The sequence below is a fragment of the Streptomyces sp. NPDC086147 genome (assembly GCF_040702165.1).
Classification (GTDB): Bacteria; Actinomycetota; Actinomycetes; order Streptomycetales; family Streptomycetaceae; genus Streptomyces.
On record NZ_JBFBJO010000011.1, the window covers coordinates 49,252 to 67,971 of the forward strand.

The following is an 18,720-nucleotide window of genomic DNA, read 5'->3' on the forward strand; positions in this document are numbered from 1 at the left end:
GCCGGCACTTCCCAAGCAATGGTTTTCCGCAATACCTTATGGCTCCCGGCAGGCCGAAGGAGGAGCAATCCCGTGGCAGACCGCACACCCCCGCTCCGCGTCGAGGAGCTGCGCGCCCTCGTCGCGAGCGGAGAGATCGACACCGTAGTCCTCGCCTTCCCCGACATGCAGGGGAGGCTCCAGGGCAAGCGGTTCGCCGCGCGGTTCTTCCTGGACGACGTCCTCGGACACGGCACCGAGGGCTGCAACTACCTGCTGGCCGTCGACACCGAGATGAACACCGTCGACGGCTACGAGATGTCCTCCTGGGACCGCGGCTACGGCGACTTCGCCATGCACCCCGACCTCACCACCCTGCGGCGCCTCCCCTGGAACGAGGCCACCGCCATGGTGACGGCCGACCTCGCCTGGGCCGACGGCAGCCCCGTCACCGCCGCGCCCCGCCAGATCCTCCGCCGCCAGCTCGAACGCCTCGCGGAACACGGGCTCACCGCCCACGTCGGCACCGAGCTGGAGTTCATCGTCTTCAAGGACAGCTACGAGCAGGCCTGGGACGCGAACTACCGCGGCCTCACCCCCGTCAACCAGTACAACGTCGACTACTCCGTCCTCGGCACCGGACGCGTCGAACCCCTCCTGCGCCGCATCCGCAACGAGATGACCGCCGCCGGACTCACCGTCGAGTCCGCCAAGGGCGAGTGCAACCCCGGCCAGCACGAGATCGCCTTCAAGTACGACGAGGCCCTCGTCACCTGCGACCGGCACGCCGTCTACAAGACGGGCGCCAAGGAGATCGCCGCGCAGGAGGGCTACTCGCTCACCTTCATGGCGAAGTACAACGAACGCGAGGGCAACTCCTGCCACATCCACCTCTCCCTCCAGAACGCCGCCGGGGAGAACGTGATGGCCGGGGGCGACGAGCACGGCATGTCGGAGACCATGCGGCACTTCCTCGCCGGACAGCTCGCCGCCCTCCGCGGCTTCTCCCTCCTCTACGCCCCCAACATCAACTCCTACAAGCGGTTCCAGCCCGGCTCCTTCGCGCCCACCGCCGTCGCCTGGGGCCACGACAACCGCACCTGCTCCCTCCGGGTCGTCGGCCACGGACGCTCCACCCGCTTCGAGAACCGCCTCCCCGGCGGCGACGTCAACCCCTACCTCGCCGTCGCCGGCCTGGTCGCCGCGGGGCTCCACGGCATCGAGCAGCGCCTCGAACTGCCCGAGCCCTGTACGGGGAACGCCTACGCCGCCGACTACGCCCACGTCCCCACCACCCTGCGCGAGGCCGCCGAACTCTGGGAGACCAGCGAGATCGCCAAGGCCGCCTTCGGCCCCGAGGTCGTCTCCCACTACCGCAACATGGCCCGCGTCGAACTCGACGCCTTCGACGCCGCGGTGACCGACTGGGAACTGCGCCGCTCCTTCGAACGCTTGTGAGGAAAGAGTTGCTCCAGGTACTGAACCCGGCGACCGGGGAAGAGGTCGCCACCGTCCCGGCCGCCACCCCCGCCGACGTCGACGCCGCCGTCGCCCGGGCCGCCGCCGCCCAGCGCGGCTGGGCCGCCGCCGCGCCCGCCGACCGCGCCCGGCTGCTGCGCCGCTTCGCCGCCGCCGTCGACGAACACGTCGAGGAACTGGCCCGGTTGGAGGTCACCGAGGCGGGCCACACCATCGGCAACGCCCGCTGGGAGGCCGGCAACGTCCGCGACCTGCTCGAATTCTCCGCCGGGGGAGTGGAACGCCTCAACGGGCGCCAGATCCCGGTGGCCGGCGGCCTCGACGTCACGATCCTCGAACCCCTCGGGGTCGTCGGCGTCATCGCGCCCTGGAACTTCCCCATGCCGATCGCCGCCTGGGCCACCGCGCCCGCCCTCGCCGCCGGCAACGCCGTCGTCCTCAAGCCGGCCGAGACCACCCCGCTCACCGCGCTCCGTCTGGCCGAACTCGCCCTGGAGGCGGGCCTGCCCGAAGGGCTCTTCCAGGTCCTCCCCGGCACCGGCCCGGTCGCCGGGAACGCCCTCGTCGAACACCCCGGCGTCGCCAAGATCGTCTTCACCGGCTCCACCCGGGTCGGCAAGGCCGTCATGGCCAAGTGCGCCGACCGGGTGAAGCGGGTCACCCTCGAACTCGGCGGCAAGAGCCCCAACATCGTCTTCGCCGACGCCGACCTCGAAGCGGCCGCCGCCGCCGCCCCGATGTCCTTCCTCGACAACAGCGGCCAGGACTGCTGCGCCCGCACCCGCATCCTCGTCCAGCGGAGCGCGTACGACCGCTTCCTGGAACTGCTCGCCCCCGCGATCGAGGAGATCGTCGTCGGCGACCCCGCCGACGAGCGCACCCAGATGGGCCCGCTGATCTCCCGCGCCCAGCTCGACCGCGTCCGCTCCTACGTCACCGACGACCTCGAAGGCATCCGGGGCAAGGCGCCCGAGGGCCCCGGCTTCTGGTTCCCGCCGACCGTCCTCACCGGCCTGCCCGAGGACGCCCCCTGCGCCGTCGACGAGGTCTTCGGACCCGTCGCCGTCGTCCTCCCCTTCGAGGACGAGGCCGACGCGGTCCGCCTCGCCAACGCCACCGAGTACGGCCTGTCCGGCTCGATCTGGACCCGGGACGTCGGCCGCGCCCTGCGCGTCTCCCGCGCCGTCCGCGCCGGCAACCTCTCCGTCAACTCCCACTCCAGCGTCCGCTACTGGACCCCGTTCGGCGGCTACCAGCAGTCCGGCCTCGGCCGCGAACTCGGCCCCGACGCCCTGACCGCCTTCACCGAAACCAAGAACGTCTTCATCAGCACGGAGGCCCGAACCGCATGACCACCGAAGAGATCATCTGCCGCAGGCTCGTCGGCCGCACCGCCGTCATCACCGGCGCCGGCAGCGGCATCGGCCTTGCCACCGCCCGCCGCCTCGCCTCCGAGGGCGCGAACGTCGTCTGCGGCGACATCGACGAGACCGCAGGCAAGGCCGCCGCCGAGGAGGTCGGCGGCACCTTCGTACGGGTCGACGTCACCGACCCCGAGCAGGTGGAGGCGCTGTTCAGGACGGCCTTCGACACGTACGGCTCCGTGGACATCGCCTTCAACAACGCCGGCATCTCGCCGCCCGACGACGACTCCATCCTGGAGACCGGCCTGGAGGCCTGGAAGCGCGTCCAGGACGTCAACCTCACCTCCGTCTACCTCTGCTGCAAGGCCGCCCTGCCCTACATGCGCCGCCAGGGCCGGGGCTCCATCATCAACACCGCCTCCTTCGTCGCGATCATGGGCGCCGCCACCAGCCAGATCTCCTACACCGCGTCCAAGGGCGGCGTGCTCGCCATGTCCCGCGAGCTGGGCGTCCAGTTCGCCCGCGAGGGCATCCGCGTCAACGCGCTCTGCCCGGGACCCGTCAACACCCCGCTCCTCCAGGAGCTGTTCGCCAAGGACCCCGAGCGGGCCGCGCGCCGCCTCGTCCACATCCCCGTCGGCCGCTTCGCCGAAGCCGACGAGATCGCCGCCGCCGTCGCCTTCCTCGCCAGCGACGACTCCTCCTTCGTCAACGCCACCGACTTCCTCGTGGACGGCGGCATCGCGGGCGCGTACGTGACCCCGCTGTAGGCCCCGCCCACGCGAACGGCCGGGCGTCCCGTGACGCCCGGCCGTTCCCGCATCGGTCCCGGAGGTTCTGTCGGTCCCGGAGGTCCTAGAGGAAGGTGCGGCCCTCGCCCCGGTACGTCGGCACGGTCGCCGTGATCCGGTCGCCCTCCACCAGGTGCAGGTTCTCGAACCGCTCGCACATCTCGCCGGCCTTCGCGTGCCGGAACCACACCTTGTCGCCGATCCGCAGGTCGTCGGCCGGCGAGCCGAGCAGCGGGGTCTGCACCTCGCCCGCCCCCTCCTGCGGGTCGTACCGCAGCCCCTCCGGCAGGTACGGCACGGGCAGCCGGTCCGGGCCCGCCGCCCCGGAGGCCGGGTAGCCGCCGCCGAGCACGGTCACCACGCCCACGCCCGGCCGCCGGACCACCGGGTGCGCGAAGAGCGCGGCGGGCCGGCCGCTGAAGGACGTGTAGTGGTCGAAGAGGCGCGGCACGAAGAACCCCGAACCGGCGGCGATCTCCGTCACCGCGTCCTCGGCGGCCGTGTGCTGCACGCTGCCGGTGCCGCCGCCGTTCACGAACTCCAGGTCCGGCGCCACCGCCCGCACGGCCCGCACCACGGCCGCCCTGCGCTCCGCCAGCTCCCTGCGGGCGGCGGACTGCATCAGCCGGATCGCCCGCGACCGCAGCGGCCGGCCCGCGACCGCGTCCCCGACCCCCGCGACGTGCCCCTCGTACGCCATGATCCCGACCAGCCGGAACCCCGGCCGCCGCACCACCGAGCGGGCCAGCTCCGCCAGCTCGGCGGGTTCGCGCAGCGGGGAGCGGCGGGCGCCGATCCGGATCCGGCCGCTGAGCAGGCTGAGCGCCGTGTCCAGCTCCAGGCAGACCCGGACCTCCTCCGTCCCGCCCGCGCGGGAGGCGTCGATCAGGTCGAGCTGCGCCACGTCGTCCACCATCACCGTCACGGCGGCGGCCAGCTTCGGGTCCCGCGCCAGCTCTCCGAACCCGGAACGGTCCGCCGACGGGTACGCGAGCAGGACGTCCTCGAACCCGGCACGGGCCAGCCACAGCGACTCTTCGAGCGTGAACGACATGATCCCGGCGAAGCCCTCCCGGGCGAGCGCCCGCTCCAGGAGCGCCCGGCACCGCACGGACTTGCTCGCCACGCGTATGGGCTTCCCCCCGGCCCGGCGCACGAGGTCCGCCGCGTTGGCGTCGAAGGCTTCGAGGTCGACGATCGCCACGGGCGCGTCGAGGTGAGCGGTGGCCCGGTCGTAACGGGCGCGGTCGCCGGCACGGGGAGTCATGGCCCGAGCTTGCCAGACGGGTTTACGGGTGGGTAGCCCCTGAGTTCCCGCGGGGCGGGGAACAGCCCGTAGAGTGACGGGCATTGTCGACACGAGCGGGGGACGGGGATGACCAGCGAGCACCGCCCCACGTCCTCCCGCATCACCGAACTCCTCCTCCCGCCCCACCGGACGCCTCCGAAGACGACCGAGCCCGGCCGCCCGGAGCCTCAGAGCCCGGCCGAGCCTGCCCGCCCGGAGCCCCCGAGCACGGCCGCACCCGGCCGCGCGGAGCCTCTGAACACGGCCGCGTCCGCCCATCCGGCGCCTCCGAATACCGGCGCTTCCGGTCGTCTGGCGCCTCCGAATACCGGCGCTTCCGGTCGTCCGGCGCCTTCGAGCACAGCCGCGTCCACCCGCCCGGCACCTCCGAGCACGGCCGCGCCCGCCCATCCGGCGCCCCCGAACACCGGCGCTTCCGGTCGTCCGGCACCCCCGAACACCGCCGCTTCCGGCCACCCCGTGCCGTCGGCCCCCGCCGCCGCGACCCGTCCGGCGCCGCCGGATCCGGCCGGGACCACCGTGACCCGCCCCGTGACGTACGACACGACCGGGGCCGCTGTGAACCGCCCCGTGACATACGACACGGCCGGAAACCCCGCCGCAGCCCGCTCGGCGACGCCGGACGGACCGGCCGGGGCCCCCGAGGCCCGTCCGGGAACGCCCACAGCCGCTCCCGCCGCCCCCCGCCGACCGGCGCCCGTCGACACCGACCCGCCCGCCGTCGAGACGACGGCCCGCCTCCGTCCGATCCGCCCCACGGACCGCATGCCCCTGCCGGGCCCCCGGGCCGTCCCGCCCCGCCCGTCGTCGGCGCCTTCCGCGTCCGTACGGTCCACCCGCCCGGCGCCCGGGCAGCCCGCCCCGCCCCGGCCCGCCGAGCGGCCCGGCCCGTCGTCCGCGTTCCCGGCCCCGGCACGTCCGGCATCCGCCCCGGCACGTCCGACGTCCGCCCCGGCACGTCCGGCCCCCGGACCGGTCGCGCCCCACCGGCCCGCGACGTCCCGGCCCTCGCCGGGGCCGGTGCTTCCGGGGGCGGGGGCGCCCACCCCGGCCCGCCCGACCGCCCCCACCGCCTTCGCGCCCCCGTCGGCGCCGCCGGCACCGGCACCGTCGCCGTACGGCCGTACCCCCGGTCGCCCCACCGGCTACGCCCTGCCGCCCGAGGCGCCCGTCGAGACCACCACCCGGCTGCGGCCCGTCCGGGAGCGGCGGAGCGCCGGGCGGACGGCCGCGGTCGCCGCCTGTGCCGTGCTCGGCCTCGGGCTCATCGGCGGCGCCCTCGCCGGGGTCTGGCTGGCGGCCTCCGAGCCGGGCAGGCCCGCCGAACCCGTCGAATACGCCGAGGCCGGGGACCTCTGGCACAACGCTCCCGTCGACACCCTCTTCCCCCGCACCCTCGCGGGCCCCGGCGCGGGCCCCGGCGCCGCCGCCCGCACCTGGACCCGGATCGTCGTCGCCCCGGACGCCGCCTGCTCGCCCGCCGTCCTCGCCAAGGGCCTGCTCGCCACTGTCGAGCCGCTCGGCTGCGAACGCGTCCTGCGCGCCACGTACACCGACGCCACCGCCAGCAGCGTGATCACCGTGGGCCTCGTCTTCACCCGCGCCGACGCCACCGCGCAGCGCACCCTCGGCCAGGGCCTCACCGCCCGCCTCGGCCAGGACGTCCCCCCGGCCCTCTCCGGCCCCTCCACCGTCGCCGCCCGCTTCGGCGACCGGCAGCGCGCGAGCTGGTGGACCAGCGCTCCCGCCGACCTCCCCGTCGTCGTCACCGCCGTCTCCGGCTTCGCCGACGGCCGGACCGTCGACGCCCCCCAGCCCGCCGACCGGGCCATGGCCAAGGGCCGTACCGACGCCGTCGCCCAGTCCGGCCTCGGCCACGAGGCCAGGGGCATCACCGAGCGCCTGGAACGCCTGCTGCGCACGACCGCTGTCACGGCGGCCCAGGAGAAGACCCGGTGAACCGATCCGTCCGCCGGCGCGCACGCGGCGGCGCGGCCGTCCTGCTCGCCGCCGCCTTCTCCGTCCTGCCCGCCACCACCGCGCCCGCGCACGCCGACACCATCCGGGCCCGCCAGTGGGGCCTCGAAGCCCTCCACACCGCCGACGCCTGGCGCACCACCAAGGGCGAGGGCGTCACCGTCGCCGTCCTCGACACCGGCGTCGACGCCGACCACCCCGACCTCGAAGGCTCCGTCCTGCCCGGACACGACCTCATCGGCTTCGGCGCCGAACGGGGCGACCGCGCCTGGGCCCGGCACGGCACCGCCATGGCCGGGATCATCGCCGGACACGGCCACGGACCCGACGGCCGGGACGGCGTCCTCGGCATCGCCCCCGAGGCCGGGATCCTGCCCGTACGGGTCATCCTGGAGTCCTCCGACAAGGCCCGCGACAAGGCCCGCAAGAGCCGCGGCACCGCCCTCGCCCAGGGCATCCGCTGGGCCGCCGACCACGGCGCCGACGTCATCAACCTCTCCCTCGGCGACGACTCCGAGTCCGCCCACCCCGACGCGGGCGAGGACGCCGCCGTCCAGTACGCCCTGTCCAAGGGGGTCGCCGTCGTCGCCTCCGCCGGGAACGGCGGCGAGAAGGGCGACCACGTCTCGTACCCCGCCGCCTACCCCGGCGTCATCGCCGTCACGGCCGTCGACCGCTACGGGACCCGCGCCTCCTTCTCCACCCGCCGCTGGTACGCCACCGTCAGCGCCCCCGGCGTCGACATCGTCATCGCCGACCCCGACCGGCGCTACTACGAGGGCTGGGGCACCAGCGCCGCCGCCGCGTTCGTCTCGGGAGCCGTCGCCCTCGTCCGGGCCGCCCACCCCGACCTCACCCCGGCCCAGATCAAGACCCTCCTCATCGACACCGCGCGCAGCCGGCCGAAGGAGGGCCGCAGCGATGCCAAGGGGTACGGGACGGTCGACCCGGCCGCGGCGATCGAGGCGGGCGCCCGTCTGAAGGGCGGCGACCCGAAGAACACCGCCGCCGGCTACCGGGGCAGCCACTTCGGCCCCGGCCCCACCGCCCCCGCCGAGGAGCCCCGCCCCTTCGGCCTGCTCGCCCCGCTCCTCGGCGGCCTCGGCGCCCTGCTGCTCCTCACCGCCGTGGTGCTGCGGCGCGCCCACCGCTCCGGCTGACACCCGGCGGGCCGGACCCGCGGGCCCGGGGACTAGGCTCGGGGCGTGGCGCTCAAGAACATCCCGGACCCCGGTTTCTCCGACGACGACGGCACCGCCGACCCGCGGCTCACCGCGGCCCTCGCGGCCTGGGCGGAGGACAGAGCCGCCCACGGCCCCGTCCTCGAAGCGCTGCGGGAGGCCCGGCTGCTCGTCCCCGTGGTCGCCGTCCTCGGCGAGGTCGAGACCGACGAGAACGGCCTGCGCCGCGAGAAGACCAGCGACATGGCGGTCCCGACCCTCACGGCCGGTGACCGGCGGGCCCTGCCCGCCTTCACCTCGACCGCCTCGCTCGCCCTCTGGGACCCCGAGGCCCGGCCCGTGGCCGTCCCGCTGCACCAGGCGCTCCAGGCCGTCGCGCACGAGAAGGCGGACACGCTCCTCCTCGACCTCGCGGGCCCCGTGCCGTACCAGGTCACCGGGCCGGCCCTGCTCGCCCTCGCCGAGGGCCGCGCCAGTGCCGACCCGCTCGACGACCCCGCCGTGCGGGAGGCGGTCCGGGCCGCCGTCGCCGCCGAGCCCGCCGTGCTCCGGGCCCACCTGGGCCCCGGCGCCGCCGACGGGACCCTCGCCCTGGTCCTCGCCGGGGACGCCTCCCCGGCGGAGGCCGCCCGGAGCGTGGCGCGCGCCCTGGCCGCCGACGAGACACTGAGGGCCCGCCTGGTGCGGGGCCTCGACCTGGCACTCCTGCCTGCCTCGGCCACGCCTCCGGGCGAGCCCTTCTACGTGAAGAACGTCCAGAAGAACGTCTAGCCGTACACCGGCCCCGTGGCTGTTCTCTTCCGGGGACGACCCCCGTACCCCCGTGGCGGGTCCTAGCCGTACACCGGCCCCGTGTACTTCTCGCCCGGACCTTGGCCCGGCTCGTCCGGGATCAGGGAGGCCTCGCGGAAGGCGAGCTGGAGGGACTTCAGGCCGTCCCGCAGGGGCGCGGCGTGGAAGGAGGAGACCTCCGTCGCGCCGGCGTCGAGCAGGCCCGCGAGCGCGTGCACCAGCTTGCGGGCCTCGTCGAGGTCCTTGTGCTTGTCGCCCTCCTCGGTGAGGCCGAGCTTCACCGCGGCGGCGCTCATCAGGTTGACGGCGACGGTCACGATAACCTCGACCGCCGGGACCTCGGCGATGTCGCGGGTCATGGCCTCGAAGTCGGGGGTGTCGGAGGAGTCGGGGGACTCGTTCTGGGGCGTCTCGCTCATGCCCCACACGATATGCCGGTCTCCGGTTAGCGGAGACCGGCGGGTCCTGCTAACCTTGTGTAACGACCGGCTGGACACGTGTGTGCCCAGCCCACAAGTGGAGGCTCCGTACTCCCACCTGACCGCCCTCACGGGTGGCAGGTCACCGGTCAGGTGGCCCCCATCGTTCCGTACGGACGATGGAGCCGCCCGATGTGCGCCCCGCGGTTGACCGCGGCGGTGCTCCGGTATTTCCATGGAGCCCCGCCTGTGTCCCGTCCGGGGCATTTTTGATGTACCGGCTCGGTTGGTCTCATAAACAGACGTTGCGCGTCCGTCCGCCAGGCGGTCGTGTGGTGCTACCGAGGAGGATCCATCAGCGCCGAGCCCCGCATCAACGACAGGATTCGCGTTCCCGAGGTGCGACTTGTCGGACCCAGCGGCGAGCAGGTCGGGATTGTTCCGCTTGCCAAGGCCCTGGAGCTCGCACAGGAGTACGACCTCGACCTGGTCGAGGTCGCGGCGAACGCCCGTCCGCCCGTGTGCAAGCTCATGGACTACGGGAAGTTCAAGTACGAGTCGGCCATGAAGGCCCGTGAGGCGCGCAAGAACCAGGCGCACACGGTCATCAAGGAGATGAAGCTCCGGCCGAAGATCGACCCGCACGACTACGACACCAAGAAGGGTCACGTCGTTCGGTTCCTCAAGCAGGGCGACAAGGTCAAGATCACGATCATGTTCCGTGGTCGTGAGCAGTCCCGCCCCGAGCTCGGCTTCCGGCTGCTGCAGCGGCTGGCGTCGGACGTCGAGGAGCTTGGCTTCATCGAGTCCAACCCCAAGCAGGACGGCCGGAACATGATCATGGTTCTCGGTCCGCACAAGAAGAAGACCGAGGCCATGGCCGAGGCGCGTGAGGCCCAGGCCGCACGCAAGGCCGAGCGCCAGGGCGTCACCGCCGAGGAGACGTCCGAGGCTCCGGCACCCGAGGCCCCGGTCGCCGAGGCTCCGGCCGAGACCCCCGAGGCGTGACCCGAGGGGCTGCCACCCAGGCGGCCCCGGGCCCCGCCCGGACCCACCGAACAAAGAATTGACGCTCCCGGACGTCCGGTGTCCGCACCGGGGGGAGCGCCACTGACGAGGAGATACGGCGCGATGCCGAAGAACAAGACGCACTCCGGTGCCAAGAAGCGCTTCAAGGTCACCGGCTCCGGCAAGATCCTGCGCGAGCGCGCCGGCAAGCGCCACCTGCTCGAGCACAAGTCGTCCAAGCTGACCCGTCGCCTCACCGGCAACGCGGAGATGGCCCCGGGCGACGCGGCCAAGATCAAGAAGATGCTGGGCATCTGATCTGATCATCCGCCCTCGGCGACGAGGGCCACCGGCCAGGTCCGGGACCCATTCGTTTTTCGGGTCGTGTGAGTCCAACCACGACCCCGCTACAAGGAGTTAACAAGTGGCACGCGTCAAGCGGGCAGTCAACGCCCACAAGAAGCGCCGGGCGATCCTCGAGCAGGCCTCCGGCTACCGCGGTCAGCGTTCGCGCCTGTACCGCAAGGCCAAGGAGCAGGTCACCCACTCGCTGGTCTACAACTACAACGACCGCAAGAAGCGCAAGGGCGACTTCCGTCAGCTGTGGATCCAGCGCATCAACGCCGCTGCCCGCCTGAACGGCATGACGTACAACCGCCTCATCCAGGGTCTGAAGGCCGCCAACATCGAGGTGGACCGCAAGATCCTCGCCGAGCTGGCCGTCAACGACGCCAACGCGTTCGCCGCGCTGGTCGAGGTCGCGCAGAAGGCCCTCCCGGCCGACGTCAACGCCCCGAAGGCCGCCGCCTGATCTTCCAGGCCGCAGTACCTCCGCCCGGACCCGCAGACGCTCACGCGCCTGCGGGTCCGGGTGCGTCGGCCCCCTGAACCACCCGGCCCGCGCCGCACCCGCACCCCGTGCCGCACCGGAGCGCGACCGCACCCGGCCCCCGCAGCCCCCGGCCCCGAAGAGAGAACCGCCGCACGCCATGGTCACCCCCGAGCTGATCTCCCCGCGTTCCCCGCGCGTCGTCGCCGCCCGGCGGCTCGCCAAGCGCAACTTCCGGGGCAAGGACCGCCTCTTCATCGCCGAGGGCCCCCAGGCCGTCCGCGAGGCCGTCGAGCACCGGGGACCCGACGGGGAGCCCACCCTCGTCGAGCTCTTCACCACCGTCGAGGCCGCCGAGCGCTACGCCGCCATCGTCGACGCGGCCCGCGCCGCCGGGGCCCGCGTCCACCACGCCCCCGACGCCGTCCTCGCCGAGGTCTCCCAGACCGTCACCCCGCAGGGGCTCGTCGGCGTCTGCCGGTTCCTCGACTCGCCGTTCGAGGAGATCGTCGCGGCCCGCCCCAAGCTGGTCGCCGTCCTCGCCCACGTGCGCGACCCCGGGAACGCCGGCACCGTGCTGCGCTGCGCCGACGCGGCCGGCGCCGACGCCGTCGTCCTCACCGACGCCTCCGTCGACCTCTACAACCCCAAGTCCGTGCGCGCCTCCGTCGGTTCGCTCTTCCACCTGCCGGTGGCCGTCGGCGTCCCCGTCGAGCAGGCCGTCGCCGGACTCAAGGCCGCGGGCGTGCGGATCCTCGCCGCCGACGGGGCCGGGCGGGACGACCTCGACGACGAGCTGGACTCCGGCACCATGGGCGGGCCCACCGCCTGGATCTTCGGCAACGAGGCCTGGGGGCTGCCCGAGGAGACCCGGGCCCTCGCCGACGCCGTCGTCCGCGTCCCGATCCACGGCAAGGCCGAGAGCCTCAACCTCGCCACCGCCGCCGCGGTCTGCCTGTACGCCTCCGCGCGCGCCCAGCGCCCCCGGCCCTCCGCCTGAGAGAACCCGGAAGGGGCCGTTCCGCCCCGCCCGCCCAGTAGAGTGGCGCACTCGGGTGGCCCACTGCGCTACACGGAGGGGTGGGGTACGGGGATGACGGCCGGCACGGACAGTCCCGCACAGGCACGGAGCGACGGCCCGCGCGCCCCGGAACGGGCCGAGCCCGCGGGCACCGCGGCCCGTACCGACGCCGGCTTCGCCGGCCTGCTGCCCGACGACCTGCCCGACGGGCTCGTCGTCGCCGACGGGACCGGCCGCGTCGTCTGCTTCAACGCCGCCGCCGCCCGCATCACCGCCGTCCCCGCCGACCGGGCCCTCGGCCTCCCCCTCGACCTGGCGCTGCCCCTGGAGGACCTCAAGGGCCGCCGCTGGTGGCCGCTGACCGACCCGTACGGCGGACTCGCCACCCGCAGCGGGCAGCCCGAGCGCAACCTGCTGCTCCCCGGCGGCCGGGAGGTCCTCGTCTCCGCCCGCTACGTCCGCGAGCACCCCATGGGCCCCGTCAGCCGGGTCGTCGTCTCCCTGCGCGGCACCGAGGCCCGCCGCCGCACCGAGCGCAGCCACGCCGAGCTCATCGCCACCGTCGCCCACGAGCTCCGCTCCCCGCTCACCTCCGTCAAGGGCTTCACCGCCACCCTCCTCCACAAGTGGGAGCGGTTCACCGACGAGCAGAAGCGGCTGATGCTGGAGACCGTCGACGCCGACGCCGGCCGCATCAAGCGGCTCATCGCCGAACTCCTCGACATCTCCCGGATCGACTCCGGCCGCCTGGAGGTCCGCCGCCAGCCCGTCGACATCGCGGCGGCCGTCGGCCGGCACGTCCACGCCCACACCACCGGCGGCCAGTCCCCGGACCGCTTCTTCGTACGGATCAGGCCGCAGCTGCCCCCGCTCTGGGCCGATCCCGACAAGATCGACCAGATCCTCGGCAACCTCCTCGAAAACGCGGTGCGCCACGGCGAGGGAACCGTCACCATCGAGGTGGCACCCACCACGGGGGGCGACGACGGAGAAGAGGGGACGGAGGTCACCGTGAGCGACGAGGGACCCGGCATCCCCGAGGAGTCCATGAACCGCGTCTTCACCCGCTTCTGGCGGGGCAGCAAGCGCGGCGGCACCGGACTCGGCCTCTACATCGTCAAGGGCGTCGTCGAGGCCCACGGCGGAACCATCACCGTCGGACGCGGCCCCCGCGGCGGGGCCGAGTTCCGATTTATCCTGCCCGTCGGCACCCCGGCCCACCTCCTCTGACGTCTCGCCCCGCGAGACCGGAGACGATCAGGAGCCGTCCGGCCCGCCCACGGGCTCATTCGCGTCCCCCCACCCCGTTAGACTCGACCTTTGGCACGTTTGCGCCCTTGACGTCGAGCGGGGCCGCCCAGCCAAGCCAACGGAAGCACGGGAAGAGATGTCCGCACCCAATAAGTCGTACGACCCGGTTGAGGTCGAGGCACTGAAACCGGAAGAGATCGAGCGCATGCGGGACGAGGCGCTCGCCGCCTTCGCCGCCGCGGGCGACCTCGACGCGCTCGCGCACGCGAAGACCGCCCACACCGGTGGCACCTCGCCGCTGGCGCTCGCCAACCGGGAGATCGGCGCCCTGCCCCCGCAGGCCAAGGCCGCCGCGGGCAAGCTCGTGGGCCAGGCCCGCGGCGTCGTCTCCAAGGCCCTCGCCGCCCGCCAGGGCGAGCTGGAGGCCGAGCGCGACGCCCGCGTCCTCGTCGAGGAGGCCGTCGACGTCACCCTGCCGTACGACCGCGTCCCGGCCGGCGCCCGCCACCCGCTGACCACCCTCATGGAGCGCGTCTCCGACGTCTTCGTCTCCATGGGGTACGAGATCGCGGAGGGTCCCGAGGTCGAGGCGGAGTGGTTCAACTTCGACGCCCTCAACTTCGTCCCGGACCATCCGGCGCGCCAGATGCAGGACACCTTCTTCGTCGAGGGGCCGGAAGGCACCACCGGCGACGAGTCCGGCGTCGTCCTGCGCACCCACACCTCCCCGGTGCAGGCCCGCACGCTCATCGACCGGGAGCCCCCGGTCTACGTCGTGTGCCCCGGCCGCGTCTACCGCACCGACGAGCTCGACGCCACGCACACCCCGGTCTTCCACCAGATCGAGCTGCTCGCCGTCGACGAGGGCCTCACCATGGCCGACCTCAAGGGCACCCTCGACCACATGGTCCAGGCGCTCTTCGGCCCGGACATGAAGACCCGGCTGCGCCCGAACTTCTTCCCGTTCACTGAGCCGTCCGCCGAGATGGACATGCTCTGCTACGTCTGCCGCGGCGAGTCCGTCGGCAACCCGGACCGCCCCTGCCGCACCTGCGGCAGCGAGGGCTGGATCGAGCTCGGCGGCTGCGGCATGGTCAACCCGAAGGTGCTCGTCGCCTGCGGCGTGGACCCCGAGAAGTACAGCGGATTCGCCTTCGGGTTCGGCATCGAGCGGATGCTGATGTTCCGCCACAACGTCGAAGACATGCGAGACATGGTCGAGGGTGACGTCCGGTTCACCCGGCCGTTCGGGATGGAGATCTGATGCGGGTCCCGCTTTCTTGGCTGCGGGAGTACGTCGACCTGCCGGCGACGGAGACCGGCCGAGACGTCCAGGCCAAACTCGTTTCGGCAGGCCTGGAGGTCGAGACCGTCGAGCGGCTCGGCGTCGGCCTGACCGGCCCGCTGGTGGTCGGCAGGGTCCTCACCATCGAGGAGCTGACGGAGTTCAAGAAGCCCATCCGCTTCTGCACCGTCGACGTCGGCCGGGCCAACGGCACCGGCGAGCCCCAGGAGATCATCTGCGGCGCCCGGAACTTCGCCGAGGGCGACAAGGTCGTCGTGGCCCTGCCCGGCGCCGTCCTCCCCGGCGACTTCCGGATCGCCGAGCGCAAGACGTACGGCCGCGTCTCCCGGGGCATGATCTGCTCCGGCGACGAGCTCGGCATGGGCGACGACGGCTCGCACGGCATCATCGTGCTGCCGCCGGAGCACGAGATCGGCACCGACGCCACGGTCCTCCTGGAGCTGTTCGACGAGGTCCTCGACATCGCCGTCACCCCGGACCGCGGCTACTGCCTCTCGATGCGCGGCGTCGCCCGTGAGACGGCCACCGCCTACGGCCTGCCGCTGCGCGACCCGGCGCTGCTCGACGTGCCCGCGCCGAACTCGTACGGCCACCCGGTCCAGATCACCGACCCGATCGGCTGCGACCGCTTCACCGCGCGCACCGTCGTCGGCCTGGCCCCCGAGGCCCGCTCCCCGATCTGGCTCCAGCGCCGCCTCCAGAAGGCCGGCATGCGCCCGATCTCGCTGGCCGTCGACGTCACCAACTACGTGATGCTGGAGCTCGGCCAGCCGCTCCACGCCTACGACCGCACCCGGCTCGACGGACCCATCGGGGTCCGCCGCGCCGAGGCCGGCGAGAAGATCACCACCCTCGACGGCACCGTGCGCGTCCTGGACGCCGCGGACCTGGTCATCACCGACAACCGCGGCCCGATCGGCATCGCGGGCGTCATGGGCGGCGCCAACACGGAGATCGCCGACCCGGTCACCGACCCGGAGACCGGCGTCGTCACCGGCACCTCCGAGGTCGTCATCGAGGCCGCGCACTTCGACGCGATCTCGATCGCCCGCACGGCCCGCCGCCACAAGCTGTCCTCCGAGGCGTCCAAGCGCTTCGAGCGCGGCGTCGACCCGCAGGCCGCCGCCGCCGCCGCGCAGCGCACCGTCGACCTGCTCGTGCTGCTCGCGGGCGGCACGGCCGAGGCCGGCGTCACCGAGGTCGTCGCCCCGTCCGCGCCCCGGACGATCGTCGTCCCGGCGGACCACCCGGACAAGGTCGCGGGCGTCGCCTACGGCCGCGAGACCGTCGTCCGCCGCCTCCAGGAGGTCGGCTGCGACGTCTACGGCCAGGACGAGCTGATCGTCACCGTCCCCTCGTGGCGGCCCGACCTCAACGAGCCGAACGACCTGGCCGAAGAGGTCATCCGCCTGGAGGGCTACGAGAACCTGCCCTCCACGCTGCCCAGGCCCCCGGCCGGCCGCGGGCTCACCGAGCGCCAGCGCGTCCACCGCCGCGTGGGCCGCGCCCTGGCCGGCGCCGGCTACGTCGAGGCGCTGAACTACCCGTTCCTCGGCGAGCAGGTCTTCGACCAGCTCGGCCTGGACGCGGACGACGTCTCCCGCCGCGTCGTGAAGCTGGTCAACCCGCTCTCCGACGAGGAGCCCGCGCTCCGTACGACGCTGCTCCCGGGCCTGCTCGGTGCGCTGCGCCGCAACGACAGCCGCGGCAGCCACGACCTGGCGCTCTTCGAGACCGGCCTGGTCTTCCTGGCCGGCGAGCGTCCGGGCGTCGCCGTCCGCCTCGGCGTCGACCGGCGCCCCACGGACGAGGAGATCGCCGAGGTCAACGCGGCCCTGCCCGCGCAGCCCCGGCACGCCGCCGTCGTCCTCGCCGGCGCGCGCGAGCAGGCCGGCTGGTGGGGCAAGGCCCGTCCGTCCGACTGGGCGGACGCGGTCGAGGCCGCCCGCGCGGTCGCCCGCGAGGCCGGTGCCGAACTGATCGTGCGCCAGGGCCAGTACGGCCCGTGGCACCCGGGCCGCTGCGCCGAGCTGCTCGTCGTCGTCGACGGCGAGGAGCGCACGGCGGGCTACGCGGGCGAGCTGCACCCGCGCGTCGTGAAGGCCTTCGGCCTGCCGGCCCGGACCAGCGCGATGGAGCTCGACCTCGACCTGGTCGAGGCGGCGTCCGAGGGCCCCCTCAGGGCCCCCCGGATCTCCTCCTTCCCGGTCGCCACCCAGGACGTCGCCCTGGTCGTCGCCGACGGCGTCCCGGCCGCCGCGGTCGAGGCCGCCCTGCGCGAGGGCGCGGGCGAACTCCTGGAGTCCATCCGGCTGTTCGACGTCTACACCGGCGACCAGCTCGGCGAGGGCACCAAGTCCCTGGCGTACGCCCTGAAGTTCCGCGCCCAGGACCGCACCCTGACGGTCGACGAGGCCTCCGCGGCCCGCGACGCGGCCGTCGCCCTGGCCACCGAGCGCACCGGCGCCGTCCTGCGCGGCGCCTGACCGCACGGCGGCACCCGGCGGTACCAGGAGGGCCGCCCCGGAGACCTTCTCCGGGGCGGCCCTCCGCCGTTTTCCGGAGCCGTGGACATCCGCTTTGTAAGAGCAGCGCTCTGTTCCCGAAGTGCGCACACCTTCACGAGCCTCGCGCGTCCGTGCCGATGGCGCGCCCCTGGCGCAGCGCGGCGCGCCGGGGGTGCTCACTCCTTCGGGTGAGATCGTCGGGGGGTGTTCCGCCGGGGCCGGTGCGGTCGGGAGAATCGACGCGGCCGCAGGGGCGGACCTGCGTGCCGCGGCGCCTTCGGGTGCCGTCGGGGCTCGGGAAGGGCCGTGCATGATCCGTACGAGGTCGTTGGACTCCGATGGCTCCCGGCTCCGCCGGCTGGCCCCGCTCGCTCTTCCCGCCGCCTGGGGCGCGGTGGCCGTGGCGTGGCGGTTCGCCTGTCCGCCGGCCAGGGAGCCGGGGCTGCCGCTACGGATCGTCACCAGCGCCGTCTTCCTCTCCGTCGGCATCGGTCTCGTCCTCGGCGTCCGGCGCGGGCTCATACGGGAGCTGGCCCGGGCGCGGGCCGTCGCGGCCGCCACCCAGCGGGTGCTGCTGCGACCGCCGCCGTGCCGTCTCGAAGGGCTGACCCTGGCCGCCGGGCAGCTCTCCGCCTCCCGGGGCGCGTCCGTCGGCGGTGACCTGTACGAGGCGGTGGCCACCCCCCACGGGGTGCGGATCGTCGTCGGGGACGTCCGGGGCCACGGGCTCGCCGCGCTCGGCGCGGTGGTCGCGGTGCTCGGCAGCTTCCGCGAGGCTGCCCACGACGAGCCCGAACTCGCCGGAGTGCTGAGGCGGTTGGAGCGGGCGCTCGAACGGCATCTGCGGGAGCGGGCCCGGGACGAGCACCCGGCGCGGGCCGGGACCGACCCCGAACACCCCGCGGCGGAGGAGTTCGTGACCCTGCTGCTCCTGGAGATCGGGCCCGACGGGCGGCTCTCCGCGTTCAACTGCGGCCACCCCGGCCCGTACCGCCTCGGCCGGAAGGCGCGGCGCCTTCCCGTGGGGGACCCGCTGCCCCCGCTCGGGGTGCTGCCGCTGCCCGCCGGCCTCGCGCCGTACACGGCGGCCCGGCTGCTGCCCGGCGAGACCCTCGTCCTGCACACCGACGGTGCGGAGGAGGCCCGGGACCACCGGGGCCGGTTCTTCGCGCTCGACGCCGCCCTCACCGGGCCGCCCGGCGAGGCGCCCGCGGCGCTCGTCCGCCGGGTCCACGCGGAGCTGCTGCACCACACGGGCGGCCGGCTCGCCGACGACGTCGCGCTCCTCGTCGTGCGGAACGACCGTGCCAGGGTGCCGGCGCAGCCCGCCGAACCCGGGCTGCGCCGCCCCCGGCCCGCCCCCTCCTCCCACTGTTGAGAGGAGGGGCCGGTGCCGGCGCCGCCCGCCCCGCCACGGAGTGTCGGGCAGATCAGCGGGGCGGGCGACGCGGACCGGGCGGCCGCACTGTACGAGGGGGAGCCGGCGGCCCGGTCGTCGCCTTGCGGC

At 74.1% G+C, this 18,720-nt stretch carries 16 protein-coding genes; 14 read left to right on the forward strand and 2 right to left on the reverse strand.

Annotated elements, in window-relative coordinates; all coding sequences use genetic code 11:
* Window positions 1-72 precede the first annotated feature (72 nt).
* From AB0398_RS23200 to AB0398_RS23210, 3 genes are read left to right on the forward strand one after another with little or no spacing between them, the layout of a single operon-like run.
* Window positions 73-1,437: a glutamine synthetase family protein gene (locus tag AB0398_RS23200; RefSeq protein ID WP_366377527.1), complete on the forward strand. Its 1,365-nt coding sequence runs from the start codon at window positions 73-75 to the stop codon at window positions 1,435-1,437.
* Window positions 1,438-1,445: 8 nt separating this feature from the next.
* Window positions 1,446-2,810 (forward strand): aldehyde dehydrogenase family protein, encoded by a 1,365-nt coding sequence (locus AB0398_RS23205; RefSeq protein ID WP_366377528.1) that lies wholly within the window; start codon window positions 1,446-1,448, stop codon window positions 2,808-2,810.
* On the forward strand, window positions 2,807-3,592 hold the full coding sequence (locus AB0398_RS23210) for a 3-oxoacyl-ACP reductase (RefSeq protein ID WP_366377529.1): 786 nt from the start codon (window positions 2,807-2,809) through the stop codon (window positions 3,590-3,592). Before AB0398_RS23205 ends, AB0398_RS23210 begins: the two co-directional genes overlap by 4 nt.
* Before the next feature lie 85 nt (window positions 3,593-3,677).
* Here the strand turns inward: AB0398_RS23210 and AB0398_RS23215 are convergent, their stop codons facing one another.
* Complete coding sequence (locus AB0398_RS23215; RefSeq protein ID WP_366377530.1) at window positions 3,678-4,880, reverse strand: amino acid deaminase/aldolase; 1,203 nt, start codon at window positions 4,878-4,880, stop codon at window positions 3,678-3,680.
* 1,062 nt (window positions 4,881-5,942) lie between these two features.
* On the opposite strand from AB0398_RS23215, the gene AB0398_RS23220 reads away from it, so the two are divergent.
* The 3 genes from AB0398_RS23220 to AB0398_RS23230 are packed head-to-tail and all read left to right on the forward strand — an operon-like array spanning window position 5,943 to window position 8,851.
* Window positions 5,943-6,881, forward strand: a complete 939-nt coding sequence (locus tag AB0398_RS23220; protein ID WP_366377531.1) for a hypothetical protein — start codon at window positions 5,943-5,945, stop codon at window positions 6,879-6,881.
* Window positions 6,878-8,059 (forward strand): type VII secretion-associated serine protease mycosin, encoded by a 1,182-nt coding sequence (gene mycP, locus AB0398_RS23225; RefSeq protein WP_366377532.1) that lies wholly within the window; start codon window positions 6,878-6,880, stop codon window positions 8,057-8,059. The genes AB0398_RS23220 and mycP overlap by 4 nt, the downstream gene beginning before the upstream one ends.
* A gap of 45 nt (window positions 8,060-8,104) precedes the next feature.
* Window positions 8,105-8,851 carry an SseB family protein gene (locus AB0398_RS23230; RefSeq protein ID WP_366377533.1) on the forward strand — a complete coding sequence of 249 codons (747 nt, stop codon included), beginning with the start codon at window positions 8,105-8,107 and terminating at the stop codon, window positions 8,849-8,851.
* Between the two features lie 62 nt (window positions 8,852-8,913).
* Here the strand turns inward: AB0398_RS23230 and AB0398_RS23235 are convergent, their stop codons facing one another.
* Window positions 8,914-9,291, reverse strand: a complete 378-nt coding sequence (locus AB0398_RS23235; protein ID WP_030214668.1) for a DUF1844 domain-containing protein — start codon at window positions 9,289-9,291, stop codon at window positions 8,914-8,916.
* Window positions 9,292-9,621: 330 nt separating this feature from the next.
* Between AB0398_RS23235 and infC the strand changes: the two genes are divergently transcribed.
* The 8 genes from infC (at window position 9,622) to AB0398_RS23275 (ending at window position 18,591) form a co-directional block, all read left to right on the forward strand.
* A complete protein-coding gene (gene infC, locus AB0398_RS23240) occupies window positions 9,622-10,299 on the forward strand; it encodes a translation initiation factor IF-3 (RefSeq protein WP_366377534.1) in 678 nt (225 codons plus the stop codon).
* A 123-nt stretch (window positions 10,300-10,422) separates the two neighbouring features.
* Entirely contained in the window at window positions 10,423-10,617 is a 195-nt protein-coding gene (rpmI, locus tag AB0398_RS23245; protein WP_015032399.1) for a 50S ribosomal protein L35, read from the forward strand.
* Window positions 10,618-10,723: 106 nt separating this feature from the next.
* Window positions 10,724-11,110, forward strand: a complete 387-nt coding sequence (rplT, locus tag AB0398_RS23250; RefSeq protein WP_019884941.1) for a 50S ribosomal protein L20 — start codon at window positions 10,724-10,726, stop codon at window positions 11,108-11,110.
* 178 nt (window positions 11,111-11,288) lie between these two features.
* Entirely contained in the window at window positions 11,289-12,128 is an 840-nt protein-coding gene (locus tag AB0398_RS23255; protein WP_366377535.1) for an RNA methyltransferase, read from the forward strand.
* A gap of 93 nt (window positions 12,129-12,221) precedes the next feature.
* Window positions 12,222-13,379, forward strand: a complete 1,158-nt coding sequence (locus AB0398_RS23260; RefSeq protein ID WP_366377536.1) for an ATP-binding protein — start codon at window positions 12,222-12,224, stop codon at window positions 13,377-13,379.
* A gap of 157 nt (window positions 13,380-13,536) precedes the next feature.
* Window positions 13,537-14,664, forward strand: coding sequence for a phenylalanine--tRNA ligase subunit alpha (gene pheS / locus AB0398_RS23265; protein WP_366377537.1), 1,128 nt, complete (start codon window positions 13,537-13,539; stop codon window positions 14,662-14,664).
* Window positions 14,664-17,192 (forward strand): phenylalanine--tRNA ligase subunit beta, encoded by a 2,529-nt coding sequence (pheT, locus tag AB0398_RS23270; protein ID WP_366377538.1) that lies wholly within the window; start codon window positions 14,664-14,666, stop codon window positions 17,190-17,192. The genes pheS and pheT overlap by 1 nt, the downstream gene beginning before the upstream one ends.
* A 331-nt stretch (window positions 17,193-17,523) precedes the next feature.
* A complete protein-coding gene (locus AB0398_RS23275; protein WP_366377539.1) occupies window positions 17,524-18,591 on the forward strand; it encodes a PP2C family protein-serine/threonine phosphatase in 1,068 nt (355 codons plus the stop codon).
* Window positions 18,592-18,720: the final 129 nt, after the last annotated feature.